Source organism: Klebsiella sp. S69, assembly GCF_016516145.1.
GTDB classification, from domain to species: domain Bacteria; phylum Pseudomonadota; class Gammaproteobacteria; order Enterobacterales; family Enterobacteriaceae; genus Klebsiella; species Klebsiella oxytoca.
On the sequence record NZ_JACVUU010000013.1, the window covers coordinates 125,468 to 145,188 of the forward strand.

Consider the following 19,721-nt stretch of genomic DNA (forward strand, 5'->3'; position numbering starts at 1 on the left):
ATCAGATTAAGACAGGCTTATGCCTGACCTTTGATCTCTTTACGACCGTTGTACGGCGCTTTTTCACCCAGCGCTTCTTCGATACGAATCAGCTGGTTGTATTTAGCAACGCGGTCAGAACGGCTCATAGAACCAGTTTTGATCTGGCCTGCAGCGGTACCAACAGCCAGGTCAGCAATGGTAGCGTCTTCAGTTTCGCCAGAACGGTGAGAGATAACGGCAGTGTAGCCAGCGTCTTTCGCCATTTTGATCGCAGCCAGAGTTTCGGTCAGAGAACCGATCTGGTTGAATTTGATCAGGATGGAGTTAACGATGCCTTTCTCGATACCTTCTTTCAGGATCTTGGTGTTGGTTACGAACAGATCGTCACCAACCAGCTGGATTTTGTCGCCCAGTACTTTAGTCTGGTATGCGAAACCGTCCCAATCAGATTCGTCCAGACCGTCTTCGATAGAAACGATCGGGTACTGTTTGGTCAGCTCTTCCAGGAAGTGAGTGAACTCTTCGGAAGTGAACGCTTTGTTGCCTTCGCCGGCCAGAACGTATTTACCGTCTTTGTAGAATTCAGAAGCCGCGCAGTCCATCGCCAGAGTGATGTCTTTGCCCAGCTCGTAGCCAGCGGCTTTAACGGCTTCAGCGATAACAGCCAGCGCTTCAGCGTTGGAACCCAGGTTCGGCGCGTAGCCACCTTCGTCACCAACAGCAGTGTTCATGCCTTTAGCTTTCAGAACTTTAGCCAGGTTGTGGAACACTTCAGAACCCATACGTACGGCTTCTTTCAGGGATTTAGCGCCTACCGGCTGAATCATAAATTCCTGGATGTCGACGTTGTTGTCAGCGTGCTCGCCGCCGTTGATGATGTTCATCATCGGAACCGGCATGGAGTATTTGCCCGGAGTGCCGTTCAGCTCAGCGATGTGCTCGTACAGCGGCTGACCTTTAGAAGCAGCGGCAGCTTTGGCGTTAGCCAGAGAGACGGCCAGGATAGCGTTCGCACCGAAGTTAGATTTGTTTTCAGTACCGTCCAGGTCGATCATGATTTTGTCGATGCCAGCCTGATCTTTGGCATCTTTGCCCAGGATTGCCTGAGCGATCGGGCCGTTTACCGCAGCAACAGCTTTCAGTACGCCTTTACCCATGAAACGGGATTTGTCGCCATCGCGCAGTTCCAGCGCTTCGCGGGAGCCAGTAGAAGCACCTGACGGAGCAGCTGCCATACCGACGAAACCACCTTCCAGGTGTACTTCGGCTTCAACAGTCGGGTTACCACGGGAGTCGATGATTTCACGACCGATGACTTTAACGATTTTGGACATTAGGTTTTCCTCAGTACAAGTTAAACTAAAACTCCAGACAAACAATGCACCCGGATGGGTGCATTGCCGTTCTAACTCTTTTACTTCGCCTGACGCTTCTGGTACTCGCCAGCGGCTTTCACAAAGCCGGCAAACAGCGGGTGACCATCACGCGGCGTCGAAGTAAACTCCGGATGGAACTGACAGGCGACGAACCACGGATGGTTAGGCACCTCGATGATCTCGACCAACTGATCATCCCCGGAACGGCCCGCAATGCGCAGGCCCGCATTTTCAATCGGCTTCAACAGCATGTTGTTGACTTCGTAGCGGTGACGATGGCGCTCAGTAATGGTTGGTTCGCCATACAGCTGGCGCACCAGGCTATCTTCAGCCAGCTGGCACTGCTGTGCGCCGAGGCGCATCGTGCCGCCGAGATCGCTCTTATCAGAGCGAACTTCGACATTACCGTCTTCATCACGCCATTCGGTAATCAGGGCCACGACCGGGTACTTACAGTCTGGCACAAATTCCGTTGAGTTGGCGTTTTCCATCCCCGCTACGTTGCGCGCAAACTCAATCAGCGCAACCTGCATACCCAGGCAAATACCCAGATATGGAATGTTGTTTTCACGCGCATAGCGCGCGGTAGCGATCTTACCTTCGACGCCGCGATAGCCGAAGCCGCCAGGAATCAGGATAGCGTCTAAATTCTTCAGAATTTCGACGCCGCGCGTTTCCACATCCTGCGAATCAATCAGCTTGATGTTGACGGTAACGCGATTTTTCAGACCGCCGTGTTTCAGCGCTTCAATCACTGATTTATAGGCATCCGGCAGTTCAATGTACTTGCCGACCATACCGATAGTGACTTCGCCTGCCGGGTTCGCTTCTTCGTAGATAACCTGTTCCCATTCGGCCAGGTTCGCTTCCGGACAGTTTAAGCTGAATCGTTTACAAATATAATCGTCCAGCCCCTGAGATTTCAACAGGCCCGGAATTTTATAAATGGAATCGACGTCTTTCATCGAAATAACGGCTTTTTCTGGCACATTGCAGAACAAAGCAATTTTGGCGCGTTCGTTCGCCGGAATGGCGCGATCGGAGCGGCAAACCAGAATGTCTGGCTGAATACCGATGGAGAGCAGCTCTTTTACGGAGTGCTGGGTCGGTTTGGTTTTGACTTCGCCCGCGGCGGCCATGTATGGCACCAGGGTCAAATGCATAAACAGGGCGTTTTCACGACCGATATCCACCGCCAGCTGCCGAATCGCTTCAAGGAACGGCAGCGACTCGATATCGCCTACGGTACCGCCGATTTCAACCAGCACCACATCATGACCTTCGCCGCCCGCCAGCACGCGCTCTTTAATCGCGTTGGTGATGTGCGGGATCACCTGCACGGTCGCGCCCAGATAGTCGCCACGACGCTCTTTGCGCAGGACATCAGAGTAGATACGGCCGGTGGTGAAGTTGTTGCGACGAGTCATCTTGGTGCGAATGAAGCGCTCGTAGTGACCTAAGTCCAGATCGGTTTCAGCGCCGTCTTCGGTAACGAACACTTCCCCGTGTTGGATTGGGCTCATGGTACCCGGATCGACGTTGATGTACGGATCCAGTTTCATCATGGTCACGTTAAGCCCACGGGCTTCAAGAATGGCTGCGAGGGAAGCTGCGGCAATGCCTTTACCCAGAGAGGATACGACCCCGCCGGTCACAAAAATATAGTTCGTTGTCATGCTGAACCTGAGAAGTTAGGTTTAAAAGACGATGGAATAACCAGGACGGGAAAGCAGTATACCCGATCATGACTGACGCCACAAACTTTCATTATCCCTCCTTTTCATCAGGCCCACACAAACGCGGGGAGTGAGAAAATAGCCGCTTTTGGCGAAATGTTTTTGACGTAAATCAAGCGCTTGTTATTTAAAAAATCACACAAATAGCGCTTGATCACGAAAACTCTTTAGAGATCAGTTTCCTGGCGTTTTACTTCCTGCCACACCTGCTCCATAGTATCGAGGTCGACGCCGGTCATTTCCAGGCCGCGCGCGGCGACAATCCGCTCAACTTCACGGAAGCGACGTTCAAATTTGAGATTGGCTTTTTGCAACGCAACCTCGGCTTTGACGCCTAAATGGCGGGATAAATTGACCGTTGCAAACAGCAGGTCGCCAACTTCCTCCTCCAGTTTAGCTTCATCCACCACGGCCTGCTGCGCTTCATGCATTACTTCATCTATTTCTTCATGAACTTTATCCAGCACCGGTCCGAGAGAGGTCCAGTCAAAACCCACCGCCGAGCAGCGTTTTTGGATTTTATGCGCGCGCATCAACGCCGGAAGGCTATGCGGAATATCGTCCAGCGCGGAGTGCTGGGACTTTTCCGCTCGCTCAGCGCTTTTGATCTGCTCCCAGCGGGCCAGCGCTTCGCTGCTGCTACCGGCGGAGGCATCGCCGAAAATATGCGGGTGGCGGCGCTCAAGCTTGTCGCTGATAGCGGCGCAGATATCGCTGAAATCAAAGCGCCCCTCTTCCTGCGCCATTTGAGCGTAGAAGACAACCTGGAACAGCAGATCGCCCAACTCGCCGCGCAAATCGTCAAAATCTTCGCGGGAGATGGCGTCGAGCACTTCATAGGTTTCTTCAAGCGTATAGGGAGCGATGGTGGCAAACGTCTGCTCTTTGTCCCACGGACAGCCGTTTTCCGGATTGCGTAGCCGCTGCATAATGCCGAGCAGCCGTTCCATCTCATTATTTGCCTTCATAGTTATTGATCCTGCACTTTTCATCATTTCAGTCACGCCATTCGCGTTTCGGTTTTGGCAAGCCGCCGCGTATTACAAAAACATAAACTATGCCGTGCAGCACGATAAATACCAACGCCAGCATGCGCACCGGGTCGTCAATATAGCGGATTTGCGACGAAAGCATGTTAAAAGGAAACTCCCCTTTCACCGTCACGCAAAGCTGCACAAACATGGCAAGGGCATTTGCAGCGCGGCATATCAGGTGTGAACTCAAGGATCCGTCTGGCGAATAAACGATAAAAAACAGCCAGATTTGCACAGCGATCAGCGTGAGGGATGAGAGGAGATAAAGAATAAAGAAACTTAAGCTCAAATCCATTGAAGCCTATCCAGTAAGCCAGCGCCCGTCAGGGAGCTCCATGGCTATCAGGGTAAAAACGCAGCTGTTAGCTGAGCTGCGTTTTTACCGTTTTCCTTTATCCGCCGTGCAGGCGACGGGCGTCGATGACGTCCGGAACCTGATTCAGCTTGCCAAGTACCCGGCCCAGAACCTGCAGGTTGTAGATCTCAATGGTCATATCGATGGTTGCCATCTGCTGCTTCGTATCGCTGCGGCTGGCAACGCCCAGCACGTTGACCTTCTCATTGGCGAGAATAGTAGTGATATCGCGCAGCAGGCCGCTACGATCGTTGGCCTGGACCCGCACCACCAGCGAGTAGCCCGCCGAGTAGCTCTCTCCCCACACTGCGTCAACGATGCGCTCCGGAGCATGAGACTGTAGCTCCGCGAGCTGATCGCAATCCGCCCGGTGCACCGAGATCCCTCGGCCCTGGGTGATAAAGCCCACAATCTCGTCGCCGGGGATCGGCTGGCAGCAGCGCGCAATGTGGTGCATCAGATTGCCGACGCCTTCCACCACCACGCGACCATTGTCTTTGCTGCGATTCTGCGGAGTATAGGTTTTCTGCTGCAGCTGCTTAAGTGCCGCCGCATCCTGCTCCGCCGCGCTGGGCTTATTAAACTGCGCCTGCAGGAAATTAACCATCTGGTTGAGGCGAATATCGCCGCCGCCAATCGCCGCCAGCAGTTCGTCCTGCTCATTAAAGTTGTAGCGCGGCAGCAGATATTTTTCCGCATCCTTCAGGCTGATGCCCAGATGCTCCAGCTCATCATCGAGGATCTGCCGTCCGGCAAGAATATTCTTGTCGCGATCCTGCTTGCGGAACCAGGCATGAATTTTGGAACGCCCGCGGCTGGTAGTGACGTAGCCAAGGTTCGGATTCAGCCAGTCACGGCTTGGGTTAGGCTGTTTTTGAGTGATGATTTCAATCTGGTCGCCCATCTGCAGCTGATAGGTGAACGGCACAATACGTCCGCTGATTTTCGCCCCGATGCAGCGGTGACCGACATCGCTGTGAATATGGTAGGCAAAATCGAGCGGAGTCGAACCCGAAGGTAAATCCACTACGTCACCCTTCGGCGTAAAGACATAAACCCGGTCGTCAAAGACCTGGCTACGCACTTCATCCAGCATCTCGCCGGAATCGGCCATCTCTTCCTGCCAGGCGATCAGTTTACGCAGCCATGCAATGCGATCTTCATAGCCGCGTCCGCCGCTGGCCCCCGCGCTGGCGCCCTCTTTGTACTTCCAGTGCGCAGCCACGCCCAGCTCGGCATCTTCATGCATCTGGCGGGTACGGATCTGAATTTCGATCGTCTTGCCGCCGGGACCAAGCACGACGGTATGAATGGACTGGTAGCCATTGGGCTTAGGGTTGGCGACGTAATCATCAAACTCATCCGGCAGATGGCGGTAGTGAGTATGCACTATCCCCAGCGCGGCATAGCAGTCCTGCAGGCGCTCGGCGACAATCCGCACCGCCCGCACGTCAAACAGCTCGTCGAAAGCGAGATGTTTTTTCTGCATTTTGCGCCAGATGCTATAGATATGCTTAGGACGACCGTAAACCTCAGCCTTGACGCCCTCGGTTTTCATTTCCGTGCGTAAGTGGCTGACGAACTCGTCAATGTAATGTTCACGATCGATGCGCCGCTCGTGCAACAGCTTAGCGATGCGTTTATATTCCGCCGGGTGCAGATAGCGGAAGCAGTAATCTTCAAGCTCCCACTTAAGCTGGCCGATCCCCAGACGGTTGGCCAGCGGCGCGTAAATATTGGTGCACTCTTTCGCTGCCAGCACGCGCTCATCTTCCGGCGCATCTTTCACTTCACGCAGATGGGCAATACGCTCGGCGATTTTAATCACCACGCAGCGGAAGTCATCAACCATCGCCAGCAGCATGCGGCGAATGTTGTCCACCTGTTCAGAGGAGACCGAATCCGTATGGGTGGCTTTAAGCTGACGTATCGCGGCCATATCCCGCACGCCGTGGATCAGGGTGACGACGGATTTCCCGACGCTCTCCTGCATGATTTCTTCGCTGACGACGTTGCCATCCGCCAGCGGGAATAGCATCGCCGCTCGCAGCGTATCGATGTCCATACTGAGCATGGAGAGAATTTCTACCATCTCCACGCCGCGCCATAGCAGGAGATCGGCCTGCGGGTGTCCCTGCGTTTTCTCTCGACAATAATCCCAGGTTTCGGCTAAGCGTTCACACGACTGCTGGCTGGAAATTCCCAGACTCGCGATCCATTTCTTCGGGTCAAATTCACCAGCTTTATTTAAATGTGCACTTCTTACCGCAACCATTGTCCTCTCCTTAAGGGACCGCCTGCCGAAGTCGGCAAGCCTCAACTTTTACACTTCATCCTTCAAACCGCATCAACGTTGGCGTTCGTCTTTTATCTCAGTCGCCTGCGCCTGTGGATGCCGCTGCACTGCGATTTGAATGATTCTTGTGCTCAAACAACACCATTGATTCCAGATGACCGGTATGCGGGAACATATCCAGCATCGCCAGGCGTTGAATGGTATATCCCGCCTGCAATAAAACGTCGCTATCGCGCGCCAGAGTCGCCGGATTACAAGAAACATACACCACCCGACGCGGCGCTAATTTAATTATATGTAACATAACGCCCGCCGCACCGGCGCGCGCCGGGTCGAGCAGAACTTTATCAAAACCGTGCTTCGCCCACGCCTGGCGGGTGACGTCCTCTTCAAGATTTTCATGAAAGAACGTCACATTATGCAACGCGTTCAGCGCCGCGTTTTCTTGCCCCTTCGCCACCAGCGCCGGAACACCTTCAACCCCCACGACCTGCGCCGCGCGCTTTGCCAGCGGCAGGGTAAAGTTGCCCATGCCGCAAAAGAGATCCAGCACGCGATCCTGAGGCTGGATATCCAGCCATTCCAGCGCCGTATGCACCATGAGCTGGTTTACGCCGTCGTTGACCTGAATAAAGTCGCGCGGACTGAACACTAAGCGTAGACCGTCGGACGTATACCAGGGCGCTTCCCCGCGAATCTGTTCCAGTATCTCGCTTTGCGGGGCGAGATACAGTGAAAGACCGTGAGATTGCGAAAAACGTTCCAGCTTTTCTTTATCTGCAGCCGGAAGGGCCGCGGTATGGCGTAAAACCATCAGCGGGCCGTTGTCAGCCTGCACCAGCTCCACGTGGCCAAGCTGACGCAGCGATTGCAATCCGCTGAGACATTCTCGTACCGCGGGCAGTAGCGCACCAAGAGTGGGCACCAAAACAGGGCACTGCACCACATCAACAATTTCGCTGGAGTTGGCCTTCCGGAAGCCTATCTGTAATTGTTGGGTCTTTGGCTGATAATTCAAGCTCAGACGCGCCCGGCGGCGATAGCCCCACGGCGAAGCGGCTATAATGTCATCAACCTCGCGCTTCATTAACCGCGCGAGGGCGGCGCGTTTGCTCTGCTGCTGCAGCTCAACGCTGGCGTGCTGCTGCTGACATCCGCCGCAGATACCAAAATGCGGACAGCGCGGCGCCTGCCGCTGCGGGCTGTCGCTAAGACGGCGTTTAACCTGCGCGCGGGCATACTGTTTTTTATCCTCGACCAGGACCACTTCGGCCTGCTCCTGCGGTAATAAACCGTTAACAAACAGCGCCTTACCCTGGTGACGCGCAACGCCCTGCCCAAAGGGATCAAGGTCATTTACTGTAACGGTTATGATCTGGCGCGTCGTCACACGCCGTTTTGCAGAGTAGAATTGCGCCATCGTAGAGATTTGTCTCAATTAAATATACTGACTCTATACACGAGTTCTTTCAGGGTGAGCCAGCGTAACCAATGCCTCAGCAGCCTGTAAGGATGATGTATATATTCTCCCATAATGGAACCGCATGACCAACTACAGCCTTCGTGCCCGCATGATGATTCTTATTCTGGCGCCAACCGTTCTGATCGGTCTGCTGCTCAGTATATTCTTCGTCGCACACCGCTATAACGACCTACAGCGCCAGCTGGAAGATGCCGGAGCCAGTATCATCGAACCGCTGGCGGTCTCCAGTGAATATGGCATGAATTTGCAAAACCGCGAGTCAATCGGGCAGCTGATCAGCGTGCTGCATCGCCGCCATTCCGATATTGTGCGCGCCATTTCCATCTATGACTCGCACAACAGGCTGTTTGTCACCTCCAACTTTCAGCTCGATCCCGGCGAACTTCAGCTACCAAAAGGGGCGCCTTTTCCCCGCCGTTTAAGCGTGATTCGTCACGGCGATTTGATGATTTTGCGCACCCCAATTATTTCAGAAAGCTATTCACCGGATGAATCACCGGGAAGCGATGCCAAGATGCCGGACAATATGCTGGGCTACGTGGCGCTGGAGCTGGATCTCAAATCGGTGCGGCTGCAGCAGTACAAAGAGATCTTCATCTCCAGCGTGATGATGCTGTTCTGCATCGGCATCGCGCTGATCTTCGGCTGGCGACTGATGCGCGACGTGACCGGGCCGATTCGCAACATGGTGAATACCGTTGACCGCATCCGCCGGGGCCAGCTTGATAGCCGCGTGGAAGGTTTTATGCTCGGCGAACTGGATATGCTGAAAAACGGGATCAACTCCATGGCGATGTCGCTGGCGGCGTATCATGAAGAGATGCAGCATAACGTCGATCAGGCCACCTCCGACCTGCGTGAAACGCTTGAACAGATGGAAATCCAGAACGTTGAGCTGGACCTGGCGAAAAAACGCGCGCAGGAAGCGGCGCGAATCAAATCCGAATTCCTCGCCAATATGTCCCACGAGCTGCGCACTCCGCTTAACGGCGTCATTGGCTTTACCCGCCTGACGCTGAAAACCGATTTAAATACCACCCAACGCGATCATCTGACCACTATTGAGCGTTCAGCGAACAATCTGCTGGCCATCATTAATGATGTTCTGGACTTCTCTAAGCTCGAAGCCGGGAAGCTCATTCTGGAGAGCATTCCGTTCCTGCTGCGAAATTCGCTCGACGAGGTGGTCACGCTGTTGGCGCATTCGGCGCACGATAAGGGGCTGGAGCTGACCCTGAACATCAAAAACGATGTGCCGGATAACGTGATTGGCGACCCGCTGCGCCTGCAGCAAATTATTACTAACCTGATGGGCAACGCCATTAAGTTCACCGAACATGGCAACATTGACGTGCTGGTGGAACAGCGGGCTATCAGCAATTCAAGAGTGCAAATCGAAGTTCAGATCCACGATACCGGCATCGGTATTCCCGAGCGCGACCAGTCGCGTCTGTTTCAGGCTTTCCGCCAGGCAGACGCCAGTATTTCCCGTCGCCACGGCGGAACCGGGCTGGGGCTGGTTATCACCCAGCGGCTGGTAAAAGAGATGGGCGGCGATATTTCCTTCCATAGCCAGCCTAATCGCGGCTCGACGTTCTGGTTCCATATCAGCCTCGATCTCAACCCTAACGCGGTACCCGACAGCGTACCGACCCAATGTCTGGCGGGTAAAAAGCTGGCCTACATTGAGGCTAACGCAGCGGCGGCGCAGTGCACCATGGAGCTGCTGGCGACAACGCCGCTGGAGGTGGTCTACAGTCCGACGATGACTGCCCTACCGGATGCCCATTACGATATCCTGCTGGCGGGCATTCCGGTGTCGATACGCGATCTGAACCAGCATCGCGATAAGCTGGCCAGAGCCCGTAAGCTTGCCGATCATCTGCTGCTGGCGCTACCGTGCCACGCCCAGGTGAGCGCCGAAACGCTTAAACACGACGGTATCGCAGCCTGTCTGCTTAAGCCCCTGACCTCAACGCGCTTGCTTCCGGCGCTGACGGCCACCTGCCAGACCCAGCCGACGCTCCTGCTGCCGCGCTCCGGTAGTACAAAGCTGCCCATGACGGTAATGGCCGTCGATGACAATCCGGCGAATCTTAAGCTCATCGGCGCTCTGCTTGAAGATTTAGTCCAGCATGTCATCCTCTGCGACAGCGGCCAGAACGCCGTTGAACGAGCCAGAGAAATGCAGCAGGATCTGATTCTGATGGATATTCAAATGCCGGAAATGGACGGCATCCGCGCCTGCGAATTGATCCATCAGCTCCCTCATCAACAGCAAACGCCGGTGATCGCCGTGACGGCCCATGCTCTGGAAGGGCAGCGAGAGAAATTGCTCAGCGCGGGGATGAACGATTATCTGGCGAAGCCCATTGAGGAAGATAAGCTCTACAATCTGCTGCTGCGCTACCAGCCGGGACAGGCCGCTGCGCCGCAGGCCGCGGCGGAGCCGGTTGACCTACCGGTTAACCATGACATCACCCTCGACTGGCAGCTGGCGCTACGCCAGGCGGCGATGAAACCGGATCTGGCGCGGGAAATGCTGCAGATGCTGCTCGCTTTTATGCCGGAAGTGCGTAACAAGGTGGAAGAACAGCTGGTGGGAGAGCAGCCGGAAGGCCTGCTGGATCTCATTCATAAGCTGCACGGCAGCTGTAGCTACAGCGGCGTGCCGCGCCTGAAGAAACTCTGCCACACTCTCGAGAGCCAGCTGCGCGCGGGCACCGCCGCCGAGGAGCTGGAGCCGGAGCTTCTGGAACTGCTGGATGAAATGGACAACGTCGCGCGGGAAGCCTGTAAGCTTCAGGGAATCTAAAACGCCTGCCCCGGCTCGCGCACTGCGACCGGGGGAGAATCTATAATACCAGGCCCATTTTCAGCACAGCGGCGACGTTTCTCGCCGTCATGCGCACATTTTCGGCGGCATTTTCCAGCGCCTCATCCAGGGTGCAAATGGAATAAATAACGCTGAATACCGCATCCAGCCCGTGCTCATGGACTACGCCGACGTCCGCCGTCAGGCTCCCGGCAATCGCGATAACCGGCAGATTATAGCGTTTTGCCACCCGCGCCACGCCAACCGGCACTTTGCCGTGAATCGTCTGGCTGTCGATGCGCCCTTCGCCGGTGATCACCAGATCCGCATCCGCCACGATATCGGCAAGATGCAAAGCGTCGGTCACGATCTCAATGCCCGGCCGCAGCTTAGCCCCGCAAAAGGCATACAGGCCTGCGCCCATGCCGCCCGCCGCGCCGCCGCCTTCAAGATGCAACACATCAAGCTCTAAGTCGCGATGGATAATCTCAGCAAAATGGGCCAGCGCCTTATCGAGGCTGGCGATCATCTCCGCCGTCGCCCCTTTCTGCGGGCCAAATACTGCCGTCGCGCCCTGCGGGCCCGTCAGCGGATTGGTGACATCGCAAGCGACGTCAATGCGGCATCCGGCGAGGCGCTTATCTAACTCGCTCACGTCGATGCGCGCGAGGCTCTCCAGCGCTTGTCCGCCGGCGCCAATCTGCTGGTTATCCCGGGTCAGTAGTTTCGCCCCCAGCGCCTGCACCATCCCGGCGCCGCCATCGTTGGTCGCGCTGCCGCCGATACCGATAATAATTTGCCTGACGCCCGCGTCCAGCGCATGGCGAATCAGCTCGCCGGTACCCCATGAAGTCGTCAGAAGAGGGTTACGTCGCGCCGGCGGCACGCTCTCCAGACCGCTTGCCGCCGCCATTTCAATAAACGCGCACTGCTTATCGCCCGAAAGACCAAAAAAAGCCTCTACGGGCTCGCCGAGCGGACCGGTGACGGTGACCGCTATCCGGCATCCCTGGGTCGCGGCAACCATGGCTTCAACGGTTCCTTCGCCACCGTCGGCGACCGGCAGTTTGACGTATTCCGCATCGGAATAAACTTCCCGAAAACCTTGCTCTATCGCGGTTGCAACATCCAGCGCACTCAGGCTCTCCTTGTATGAATCCGGTGCGATCACTATCTTCATATGCTGTCCTTAAAATGAACGATTACCCGACGCCGTGCAGGAAACCGGCCCCCGAAGGGACCGGAATCTCCTTAGCGCACCATGCACGGACGCTTGTTATCAAACGTCCAGTTCGGGATCAAATACTGCATTCCCATCGCATCATCGCGCGCGCCCAGACCGTGTTTCTGATACAGCTCATGGGCTTTCATCACCTGATCCATATCGAGCTCCACGCCCAGCCCCGGTTTCGTCGGTACCTGTACCATCCCACCTTTAATTTCAAACGGTTCTTTGGTCAGGCGCTGGTTGCCTTCCTGCCAGATCCAGTGCGTATCAATAGCGGTAATTTTACCCGGCGCGGCTGCCGCCACGTGGGTAAACATCGCCAGCGAGATATCAAAGTGGTTGTTAGAGTGCGAGCCCCAGGTCAGGCCGAACTCGTGGCACATCTGCGCCACGCGGACGGAGCCCTGCATGGTCCAGAAGTGCGGATCCGCCAGCGGAATATCCACGGACTGCAGCGACAGCGTGTGGCCCATCTGACGCCAGTCGGTCGCGATCATATTGGTCGCCGTCGGCAGACCGGTGGCGCGGCGGAACTCCGCCATCACTTCACGCCCGGAGAAGCCCTGCTCGGCGCCGCACGGATCTTCCGCATAGGCCAGAGATCCTTTCAGGTATTTACCAATTTTGATCGCTTCATCCAGCGACCACGCGCCGTTCGGATCGAGGGTCACGCGCGCCTGCGGGAAGCGCTTAGCCAGCGCGACGATAGACTCCGCTTCCTCTTCCCCGGCCAGTACGCCGCCTTTCAGTTTAAAATCGTTAAAACCATATTTCTCATATGCGGCTTCCGCCAGACGCACCACCGCATCCGGGGTCATCGCCTCATCATGACGCAGGCGATACCAGTCGCACGGGTCATCCGGCTGGCTCTGATAAGGCAGCGGTGTAGCTTTACGATTGCCGACGAAGAACAGATAGCCCAGCATTTCCACTTCGCTGCGCTGCTGTCCATCGCCCAGCAGAGACGCCACGTTCACGCCCAGATGCTGGCCCAGCAGGTCAAGCATCGCCGCTTCGATCCCGGTCACTACGTGAATTGTGGTACGCAGATCGAAGGTCTGCAAACCGCGTCCGCCGGCATCCCGATCGGCGAAAGTATTGCGTACGGCGGTCAGCACGTTTTTATATTCACCCAGCGTTTTACCGACCACCAGCGGGATCGCGTCCTCAAGGGTCTTGCGGATTTTCTCTCCGCCGGGAATTTCGCCGACGCCGGTATGGCCGGAATTATCTTTGATTACCACGATATTACGCGTGAAGAACGGGGCGTGCGCGCCGCTCAGGTTCATCAGCATGCTGTCGTGACCCGCGACCGGAATGACCTGCATAGAAGAAACAACGGGGGTCGAAAATTGTGCGCTCATAATTTAGTCCTTATTCAAATCAGTGACGGCCGAAAACGGGGCGTTTACGGTCAAAAGTCCATCCGGGGATCAGATACTGCATTGGGCCTGCGTCATTACGCGCGCCGCCGGGCAGCTTTTTATACGCCTCATGCGCTTTCTGCACCTGCTCCCAGTCCAGCTCGACGCCGAGTCCAGGCGCGTCCGGAACAGCAATTTTTCCGTGCTTAATCTCCAGCGGATTTTTGGTCAGGCGGCAATCTCCCTCCTGCCAAATCCAGTGGGTATCGATGGCCGTGGGGTTACCCGGCGCCGCTGCGCCGACGTGGGTGAACATGGCCAGTGAAATATCAAAGTGGTTATTGGAATGGCAGCCCCAGGTCAGACCCCAGTCATCGCACAGCTGCGCCACGCGCACCGCGCCGGAAAGGGTCCAGAAGTGCGGATCGGCCAGCGGAATATCCACGGCATTCAGCATCACCGCGTGGCCCATTTCGCGCCAGTTAGTGGCGATCATATTGGTTGCCACCGGCAGACCGGTGGCGCGGCGAAACTCCGCCATCACTTCACGGCCAGAGAAGCCCTGTTCGGCGCCGCAGGGGTCTTCCGCGTAGGTCAGCACCTCGTTCAGCCCTTTACACAGGGCGATGGCTTCATCCAGCAGCCAGGCGCCGTTGGGATCAACCGTAATGCGCGCATCGGGAAAACGCTTTTTCAACGCGCGGGCGGTTTCGATCTCCTGCTCGCCGGGCAGCACGCCACCTTTCAGTTTAAAATCTTTAAAGCCGTAGCGGTCCTGTGAGGCCTCCGCCAGGCGCACCACCGCCTCGCTGTTCAGCGCTTCCTGATGGCGTAGACGATACCACTCATGGTTGCCCGGCGTGCTTTCCAGATAGGGCAGATCGGTTTTGGTGCGATCGCCCACGTAGAACAGATAGCCCAGCACGGTCACCTCATCGCGCTGCTTGCCCGGCCCCAGCAGCTCGCAAACCGGCACGTTGAGCGCCTTGCCCAGCAGATCCAGCAGCGCAGCCTCCAGCGCCGCCACCGCGTTCACCCGCAGTTCGAATGTCCAGGCGCCTTTACCAAAAGTATCAAAGTCCGCGGCCTGGTTGCCTTTATGCACCTGCTGAACCACTTTGTTCAGGCGGGCGACTTCCTGGCCTAATACCGTCGGGATGGCATCCACCAGCGTCTGATAAATCACTTCGCCGCCCGGTGCTTCGCCGACCCCGGTATTGCCGGCGTTATCGGTCAGCACCACAATATTGCGGGTAAAGTACGCATTGTGCGCGCCGCCGATGTTAAGCAGCATACTGTCCTGCCCGGCCACCGGGATAACCTTCATATCGGTGATAATAGGGCTCGATTGCGTTGTCATGATGATTTTCCTGCGACAGGTTTCAGTTCGATACGTTTAATATCGCCCACCAGTACCAGATAGCTCAGCACCGCCACCAGCGCATGAACGCCCACATAAATCAGCGCGCCGTTAAACGAACCGGTGGTGCCAACGATGTAGCCGATAGCAATGGGCGTCACGATACCGGAGATATTGCCGAACATGTTGAACAGACCGCCGCTCAGGCCGCTGATCTCTTTCGGCGCCGTATCCGCCATGACCGCCCAGCCCAGCGCACCGATGCCTTTACCGAAGAAGGCCAGCGCCATGAAGCCGATAATCATCCACTCCACGTTGACGTAGTTACAGAACACCATCACCATCGACAGCAGCATCCCCATGACGATAGGCGTTTTACGTGCGATGTTCAGCGAGCCGGTACGACGCATCAGCCAGTCGGAAATAATCCCGCCGAGAACCCCGCCCGCGAAACCGCAGATCGCCGGAACCGACGCGACAAAACCGGCCTTCAGGATCGACATGCCGCGCGCCTGCACCAGATAAACCGGGAACCAGGTGATAAAGAAATAGGTCAAAGCGTTAATGCAGTACTGGCCGATATAGACGCCAATCATCATGCGAGAACCCAGCAGCTGCTTGATTTGCCCCCATTTTACGCTAAACGGCACCTTAGCTTTGGCCGCCGCCTGATCCATATTGATCAGCGCGCCGCCTGCGGCGATGTAATCGAGCTCTTTTTGGTTTACACCCGGATGCTGGTTAGGTTCATGAATCACCTTCAGCCAGACAAAGCTGATGATAATGCCGAGACCGCCCATAAAGAAGAACACGTGCGACCAGCCCACCTCATGCGTCAGCCAACCCATGATCGGCGCAAAAATAACGGTGGCAAAATATTGCGCGGAGTTAAAGATAGCCACCGCCGTGCCCCTCTCCTGCGCCGGGAACCACGCCGCGACGATCCGGCTGTTGCCGGGGAAGGAAGGCGCTTCGGCCAGGCCGACAAGAAAACGCAGGGTGAACAGCGCGACGATAATGCCGAAGCCGCTAAAGATATCGACGAAACCCTGCAGCAGAGTAAACATGGACCAGATAAAAATGGACCAGAAGTAGACGCGTTTAGAACCGAAGCGGTCAAGCAGCCAGCCGCCCGGGATCTGGCCGATCACGTAGGCCCAGGAGAACGCGGAAAAGACGTAGCCCATGCCAACGGCATCAAGACCAATATCTTTGGCCATCTCCGAACCGGCAATGGATAAGGTGGCGCGGTCGCCGTAGTTGAAGGATGTGACGATAAACAACATCACCACTATCCAGTAGCGAGCATTGGTGCGCTTTTCAGCGCCGCCTGCCGCCTGACTTAATGAACTCATTGTTGCACTCCTGAATCATAGCGTTAGCTACGTTCATTCTGAACAGCACAACCTGTAGGGTACTCAGAATGACGTGTTAGTGTTTTTCATAATTTTCGTTATATCTGGCACTGCATTTTTAACTGGCAGGAAAAGTATAAAAAGAGGGGCTGACGGGCTCACCGTGCAAATACACAGCTTTCGCCGCCTGAGTAAATCTGATTTATGGCTTATGCCTAATGAGATGGGGGATGGTTCACGGAAATGAAAAGCCGCGCCCGTTCATAGACGCAAAGCGCGGTGCAAAAGACAGGAGTGTGAATCAACTCTCTTGACCCCGTGAAATAGCCCGGTAAAGACCATGGCATTACACAGGTTTTAAGGCAAATGCCCGAAGCCGTGCGCCTGAAGAATTGCTACGATGATTTTGGCCGTTTATCTGGCCACTGGCATTTAACATCAGTAAAGAAAGGGGCGCCTCTAGTGTAGGGAGAGGGCGAAACTTTTAGGAGCTGTGCCGACAGGATATTAGCCAAACAGTCTGAGCACCGCCCGGGGGCAAAATGGCAAACAAAATAGCCCTGGTGGGATAAAGTTGTTAATCAAGCAGCGACGCCCACTGCGCTACCCATGGGTTAGCAACGCTTTCAGGTTCCGGATCTTCGCTGGCATCGATCGTCAGCATATCGCCAACGCGCGTGCCGCCCTGTTCCTGCAATAATGCATCAAACTTCAAACCGCCGCCGCAGAAGTTAGCGTAGGTGCTATCGCCCAGGGCAATAATTCCATAGCGCAAATGCGGCTGATACATATCTTTGATGCCTTCGTATAAAGGCACTATGCTGTCCGGTAAATCGCCCTGCCCGGTGGTCGATGTCACCACCAGCGCATATTTTCCGGTATACGACTCCCAGTCTTTGACTTCGGGATCTTCAAAGACTTTCGCCTGATGCCCCAGTCCGCTCAAAATAGCCTGCGCCTCTTCGGCGACCAGGAGCGAATTTCCATACATCGTACCGACAAAAATTCCGACTTCTGCCATGACTATCTCCCTGAAGTGACCTGTATCTCTTCATCCTGACCGCAGTCGTCGGCAAACTCAACCCTTTCATTTAACGGGAGAAGGCCGCGCCAGCCAAACTGCGACAGCGCGCGCATCCAGACGTCGTCAAGGCCAGCGCGAATAACCAGCGGTTCACCGGTAAAAGGATGCGTTAACGATAGCTGGCTGGCATGAAGCATTAGCCGATCGCAGCCAAAGTGTTCGGCCGCGCTGCGATTCTGCCGCAGATCGCCGTGTTTACTGTCGCCGATAATCGGATGGCGAAGATGGGCAAGATGACGGCGCAGCTGGTGCTTACGTCCGGTTTTCGGTTCCAGCTCCACCAGGCTATAGCGGGTGGTAGGATAACGTCCGGTCGCCACCGGCATTTCTATCGTCGCCAGGCCGCGATAATGGGTGACCGCCGGCTGCGGATCTTTATTTTCGCGGGCGAACTTATCGGCAATTTTATCCAGCTCCTCAACCAGAGGATAATCAAGCTCCGCTTCTTCGCTCAACCAGCCGCGGGCTATCGCATGATAGCGTTTCTGCATTTGATGCTGCTCGAACTGCTGCGACAACAGTCTTCCTGCTTCGCTCGACAGTCCCATTAGCAGCACGCCGGAAGTCGGCCTGTCGAGGCGGTGAGCGGTGAACACGTGCTGGCCTATCTGGTCGCGCACGGTCTGCATCACCACCACTTTTTCATCACGATCCAGCCAGCTACGATGCACCAGCCAGCCCGAAGGCTTGTTCACCGCTACCAGCCACGGGTCCTGATATAAAATCTCCAGCATCAGGCGTCGCCGCCGGCAAACAGCGCATCCAGCAGAAGCAGCTCGGCAAGCACCCGCTCGCGCACGGGATGAGCATTATCCAGGGCCATCTCATAGTAGGGAGCAACGGCGAAATTTTGCGGCAGCGGCATGCCGCTTTCCAGAAGCTGATGCATGCGCGGTATTAATACCCACTGCAGCCATTCAAGCGGCTCCATGGTGTCGAGGCAAAACGGCTGTTCGCTGGCAAACGCGCGGCTGTCGGGAGCGTTATCCTGCCAGTGTTCCGTTTCGCGCAGCAGCGCTTCAATGGCGAGCAGGCGCTCGCGCACGCGATGGTCAAGAGTCATGGGAAACCTCGATGAGTTGAAAACCGGCGCAGAATAGCAAATTCAGAAGAGAAATAAAAAAAGGGAGCACTGTATAAACAGTGCTCCCGGTTCGTTTTGCAGCAATCCAGCTACATTGGTGCTCCCTGCTCGTCCTTGAAAACTTTTCCTGAGGCCTCCTGACCATGTTCATCCGTAAACTGTTGCATCCTGCTTTCACACCACCCCGATGTGAAATAACTCATCCGTAAGTCTATCCCGATCTTCCTGATCCACCGGGCATCCTGACCGGCTCTCTTTCTCCTTCCTGGAGGTGTCCTTTACGCAATCCTGCGCTATCCTGTGCTTCATCCTGAAGCCTGTCCTTGCGACGCCGTCCTGGCGGGTCCTCTCGAAGCGTCATCATCCTGATGTTCACTTCATTTATCGACTCCCTGTCGACGTGTATAGAATCCCTGATTCCGCCCCGTCTTACAACCCTTGTTAAGACAATATCTTAAGATTTATCGTCTTCATGATGAATCATAAAACCATTAACCATTTGAAATTAATGTATTTTATTGAAATAGTATTTGCAGGGGATCGCCTCAAATGATGACGATCTCTTACAGGTCTTGTAAGAGATCTCTCACAAAAGCTCAGGAACTTTAGATTACAGAACGGGCTTAAGGGAATTAAGGAAACTCGCAAGCGAGGGAGAAAGGGTCGTACGTTTACGGGTCCCGAGCGTTTCTTTGATCACTTCGCCGCTCATATTACAGACCGAAATGACGTCCAGTTCGCTGTCCAGCGTGGCGATAAACAGCGTGGGAGACAGCTTCAAACGCTTTTGCACCAGCAGATGGCCAATCAGATTTTCCTGCACCCGCTGGAAGTCGTCCGGACTCCAGGTTTGCAGCAGCGTCATGCTCTCATCGGCAAAACGTGCCTGCATATCGCCGGCAAACTGAGTGGTATAATAAGCATGAAGCGGTTGTTGTACCACAATCTCCAGCGCCCGTTCAACCGCGTTAATGTTTTGTTCTAAAGAAAACGGCTGCGGCTGCCAGAAAACGCCATCATCATCCGTGGCGCTGATGCACGGCGACGGAATGCCATAAAGCTCTTCGCTACGCGGCAGGCTGGAGCGCTGCTGCTGCCACGCCTCACAATAACGTTGGGTAAATGCTTGTAGCGCTTCTGCGGTTTGCTGATCCACCGGTTTCTCTCTT

General features: G+C 55.5%; 15 protein-coding genes. 1 reads left to right on the forward strand and 14 read right to left on the reverse strand.

The genetic code is table 11. From position 1 onward, the window contains the following. Window positions 1-17 precede the first annotated feature (17 nt). From eno to rlmD, 6 genes are all read right to left on the reverse strand, one after another. Window positions 18-1,316 carry a phosphopyruvate hydratase gene (gene eno / locus IAE27_RS14480; RefSeq protein WP_004105008.1) on the reverse strand — a complete coding sequence of 433 codons (1,299 nt, stop codon included), beginning with the start codon at window positions 1,314-1,316 and terminating at the stop codon, window positions 18-20. 80 nt (window positions 1,317-1,396) lie between these two features. After that, window positions 1,397-3,034 carry a glutamine hydrolyzing CTP synthase gene (gene pyrG, locus IAE27_RS14485; RefSeq protein ID WP_004105009.1) on the reverse strand — a complete coding sequence of 546 codons (1,638 nt, stop codon included), beginning with the start codon at window positions 3,032-3,034 and terminating at the stop codon, window positions 1,397-1,399. 227 nt (window positions 3,035-3,261) lie between these two features. Further along, window positions 3,262-4,062, reverse strand: a complete 801-nt coding sequence (mazG, locus tag IAE27_RS14490) for a nucleoside triphosphate pyrophosphohydrolase (RefSeq protein ID WP_200092599.1) — start codon at window positions 4,060-4,062, stop codon at window positions 3,262-3,264. Window positions 4,063-4,090: 28 nt separating this feature from the next. Beyond that, window positions 4,091-4,363, reverse strand: a complete 273-nt coding sequence (locus IAE27_RS14495; protein ID WP_224226417.1) for a hypothetical protein — start codon at window positions 4,361-4,363, stop codon at window positions 4,091-4,093. Between the two features lie 157 nt (window positions 4,364-4,520). Next, window positions 4,521-6,758: a GTP diphosphokinase gene (relA, locus tag IAE27_RS14500; protein ID WP_004105015.1), complete on the reverse strand. Its 2,238-nt coding sequence runs from the start codon at window positions 6,756-6,758 to the stop codon at window positions 4,521-4,523. A 97-nt stretch (window positions 6,759-6,855) separates the two neighbouring features. After that, on the reverse strand, window positions 6,856-8,199 hold the full coding sequence (gene rlmD, locus IAE27_RS14505) for a 23S rRNA (uracil(1939)-C(5))-methyltransferase RlmD (RefSeq protein ID WP_070555461.1): 1,344 nt from the start codon (window positions 8,197-8,199) through the stop codon (window positions 6,856-6,858). A 124-nt stretch (window positions 8,200-8,323) separates the two neighbouring features. Here rlmD and barA point away from each other — a divergent pair, with 124 nt between their 5' ends. Then, on the forward strand, window positions 8,324-11,077 hold the full coding sequence (barA, locus tag IAE27_RS14510; RefSeq protein ID WP_004105019.1) for a two-component sensor histidine kinase BarA: 2,754 nt from the start codon (window positions 8,324-8,326) through the stop codon (window positions 11,075-11,077). A gap of 40 nt (window positions 11,078-11,117) precedes the next feature. Here barA and IAE27_RS14515 read toward each other — a convergent pair whose 3' ends face one another. The 8 genes from IAE27_RS14515 to syd all read right to left on the reverse strand — a co-directional run bounded on the left by IAE27_RS14515 (window position 11,118) and on the right by syd (window position 19,708). Next, a complete protein-coding gene (locus IAE27_RS14515; RefSeq protein ID WP_070555458.1) occupies window positions 11,118-12,257 on the reverse strand; it encodes a glycerate kinase in 1,140 nt (379 codons plus the stop codon). A 71-nt stretch (window positions 12,258-12,328) separates the two neighbouring features. After that, window positions 12,329-13,669 carry a glucarate dehydratase gene (gene gudD / locus IAE27_RS14520; protein ID WP_023329991.1) on the reverse strand — a complete coding sequence of 447 codons (1,341 nt, stop codon included), beginning with the start codon at window positions 13,667-13,669 and terminating at the stop codon, window positions 12,329-12,331. Window positions 13,670-13,688: 19 nt separating this feature from the next. Continuing rightward, the gene (locus tag IAE27_RS14525; RefSeq protein WP_004105029.1) at window positions 13,689-15,029 is read right to left on the reverse strand and encodes an enolase C-terminal domain-like protein; all 1,341 of its coding nucleotides are present in this window, start codon (window positions 15,027-15,029) and stop codon (window positions 13,689-13,691) included. Next, window positions 15,026-16,384: a galactarate/glucarate/glycerate transporter GudP gene (gene gudP, locus IAE27_RS14530; protein ID WP_004105031.1), complete on the reverse strand. Its 1,359-nt coding sequence runs from the start codon at window positions 16,382-16,384 to the stop codon at window positions 15,026-15,028. The genes IAE27_RS14525 and gudP overlap by 4 nt, the downstream gene beginning before the upstream one ends. 577 nt (window positions 16,385-16,961) lie before the next feature. Then, complete coding sequence (locus tag IAE27_RS14535) at window positions 16,962-17,405, reverse strand: flavodoxin (RefSeq protein WP_004105033.1); 444 nt, start codon at window positions 17,403-17,405, stop codon at window positions 16,962-16,964. A gap of 2 nt (window positions 17,406-17,407) precedes the next feature. Beyond that, window positions 17,408-18,202: a tRNA pseudouridine(65) synthase TruC gene (gene truC / locus IAE27_RS14540; RefSeq protein WP_004105035.1), complete on the reverse strand. Its 795-nt coding sequence runs from the start codon at window positions 18,200-18,202 to the stop codon at window positions 17,408-17,410. After that, window positions 18,202-18,531, reverse strand: coding sequence for a YqcC family protein (locus IAE27_RS14545; RefSeq protein ID WP_070555454.1), 330 nt, complete (start codon window positions 18,529-18,531; stop codon window positions 18,202-18,204). Before IAE27_RS14545 ends, truC begins: the two co-directional genes overlap by 1 nt. Before the next feature lie 631 nt (window positions 18,532-19,162). Then, window positions 19,163-19,708, reverse strand: a complete 546-nt coding sequence (gene syd, locus IAE27_RS14550) for a SecY-interacting protein (RefSeq protein ID WP_004105039.1) — start codon at window positions 19,706-19,708, stop codon at window positions 19,163-19,165. Window positions 19,709-19,721: the final 13 nt, after the last annotated feature.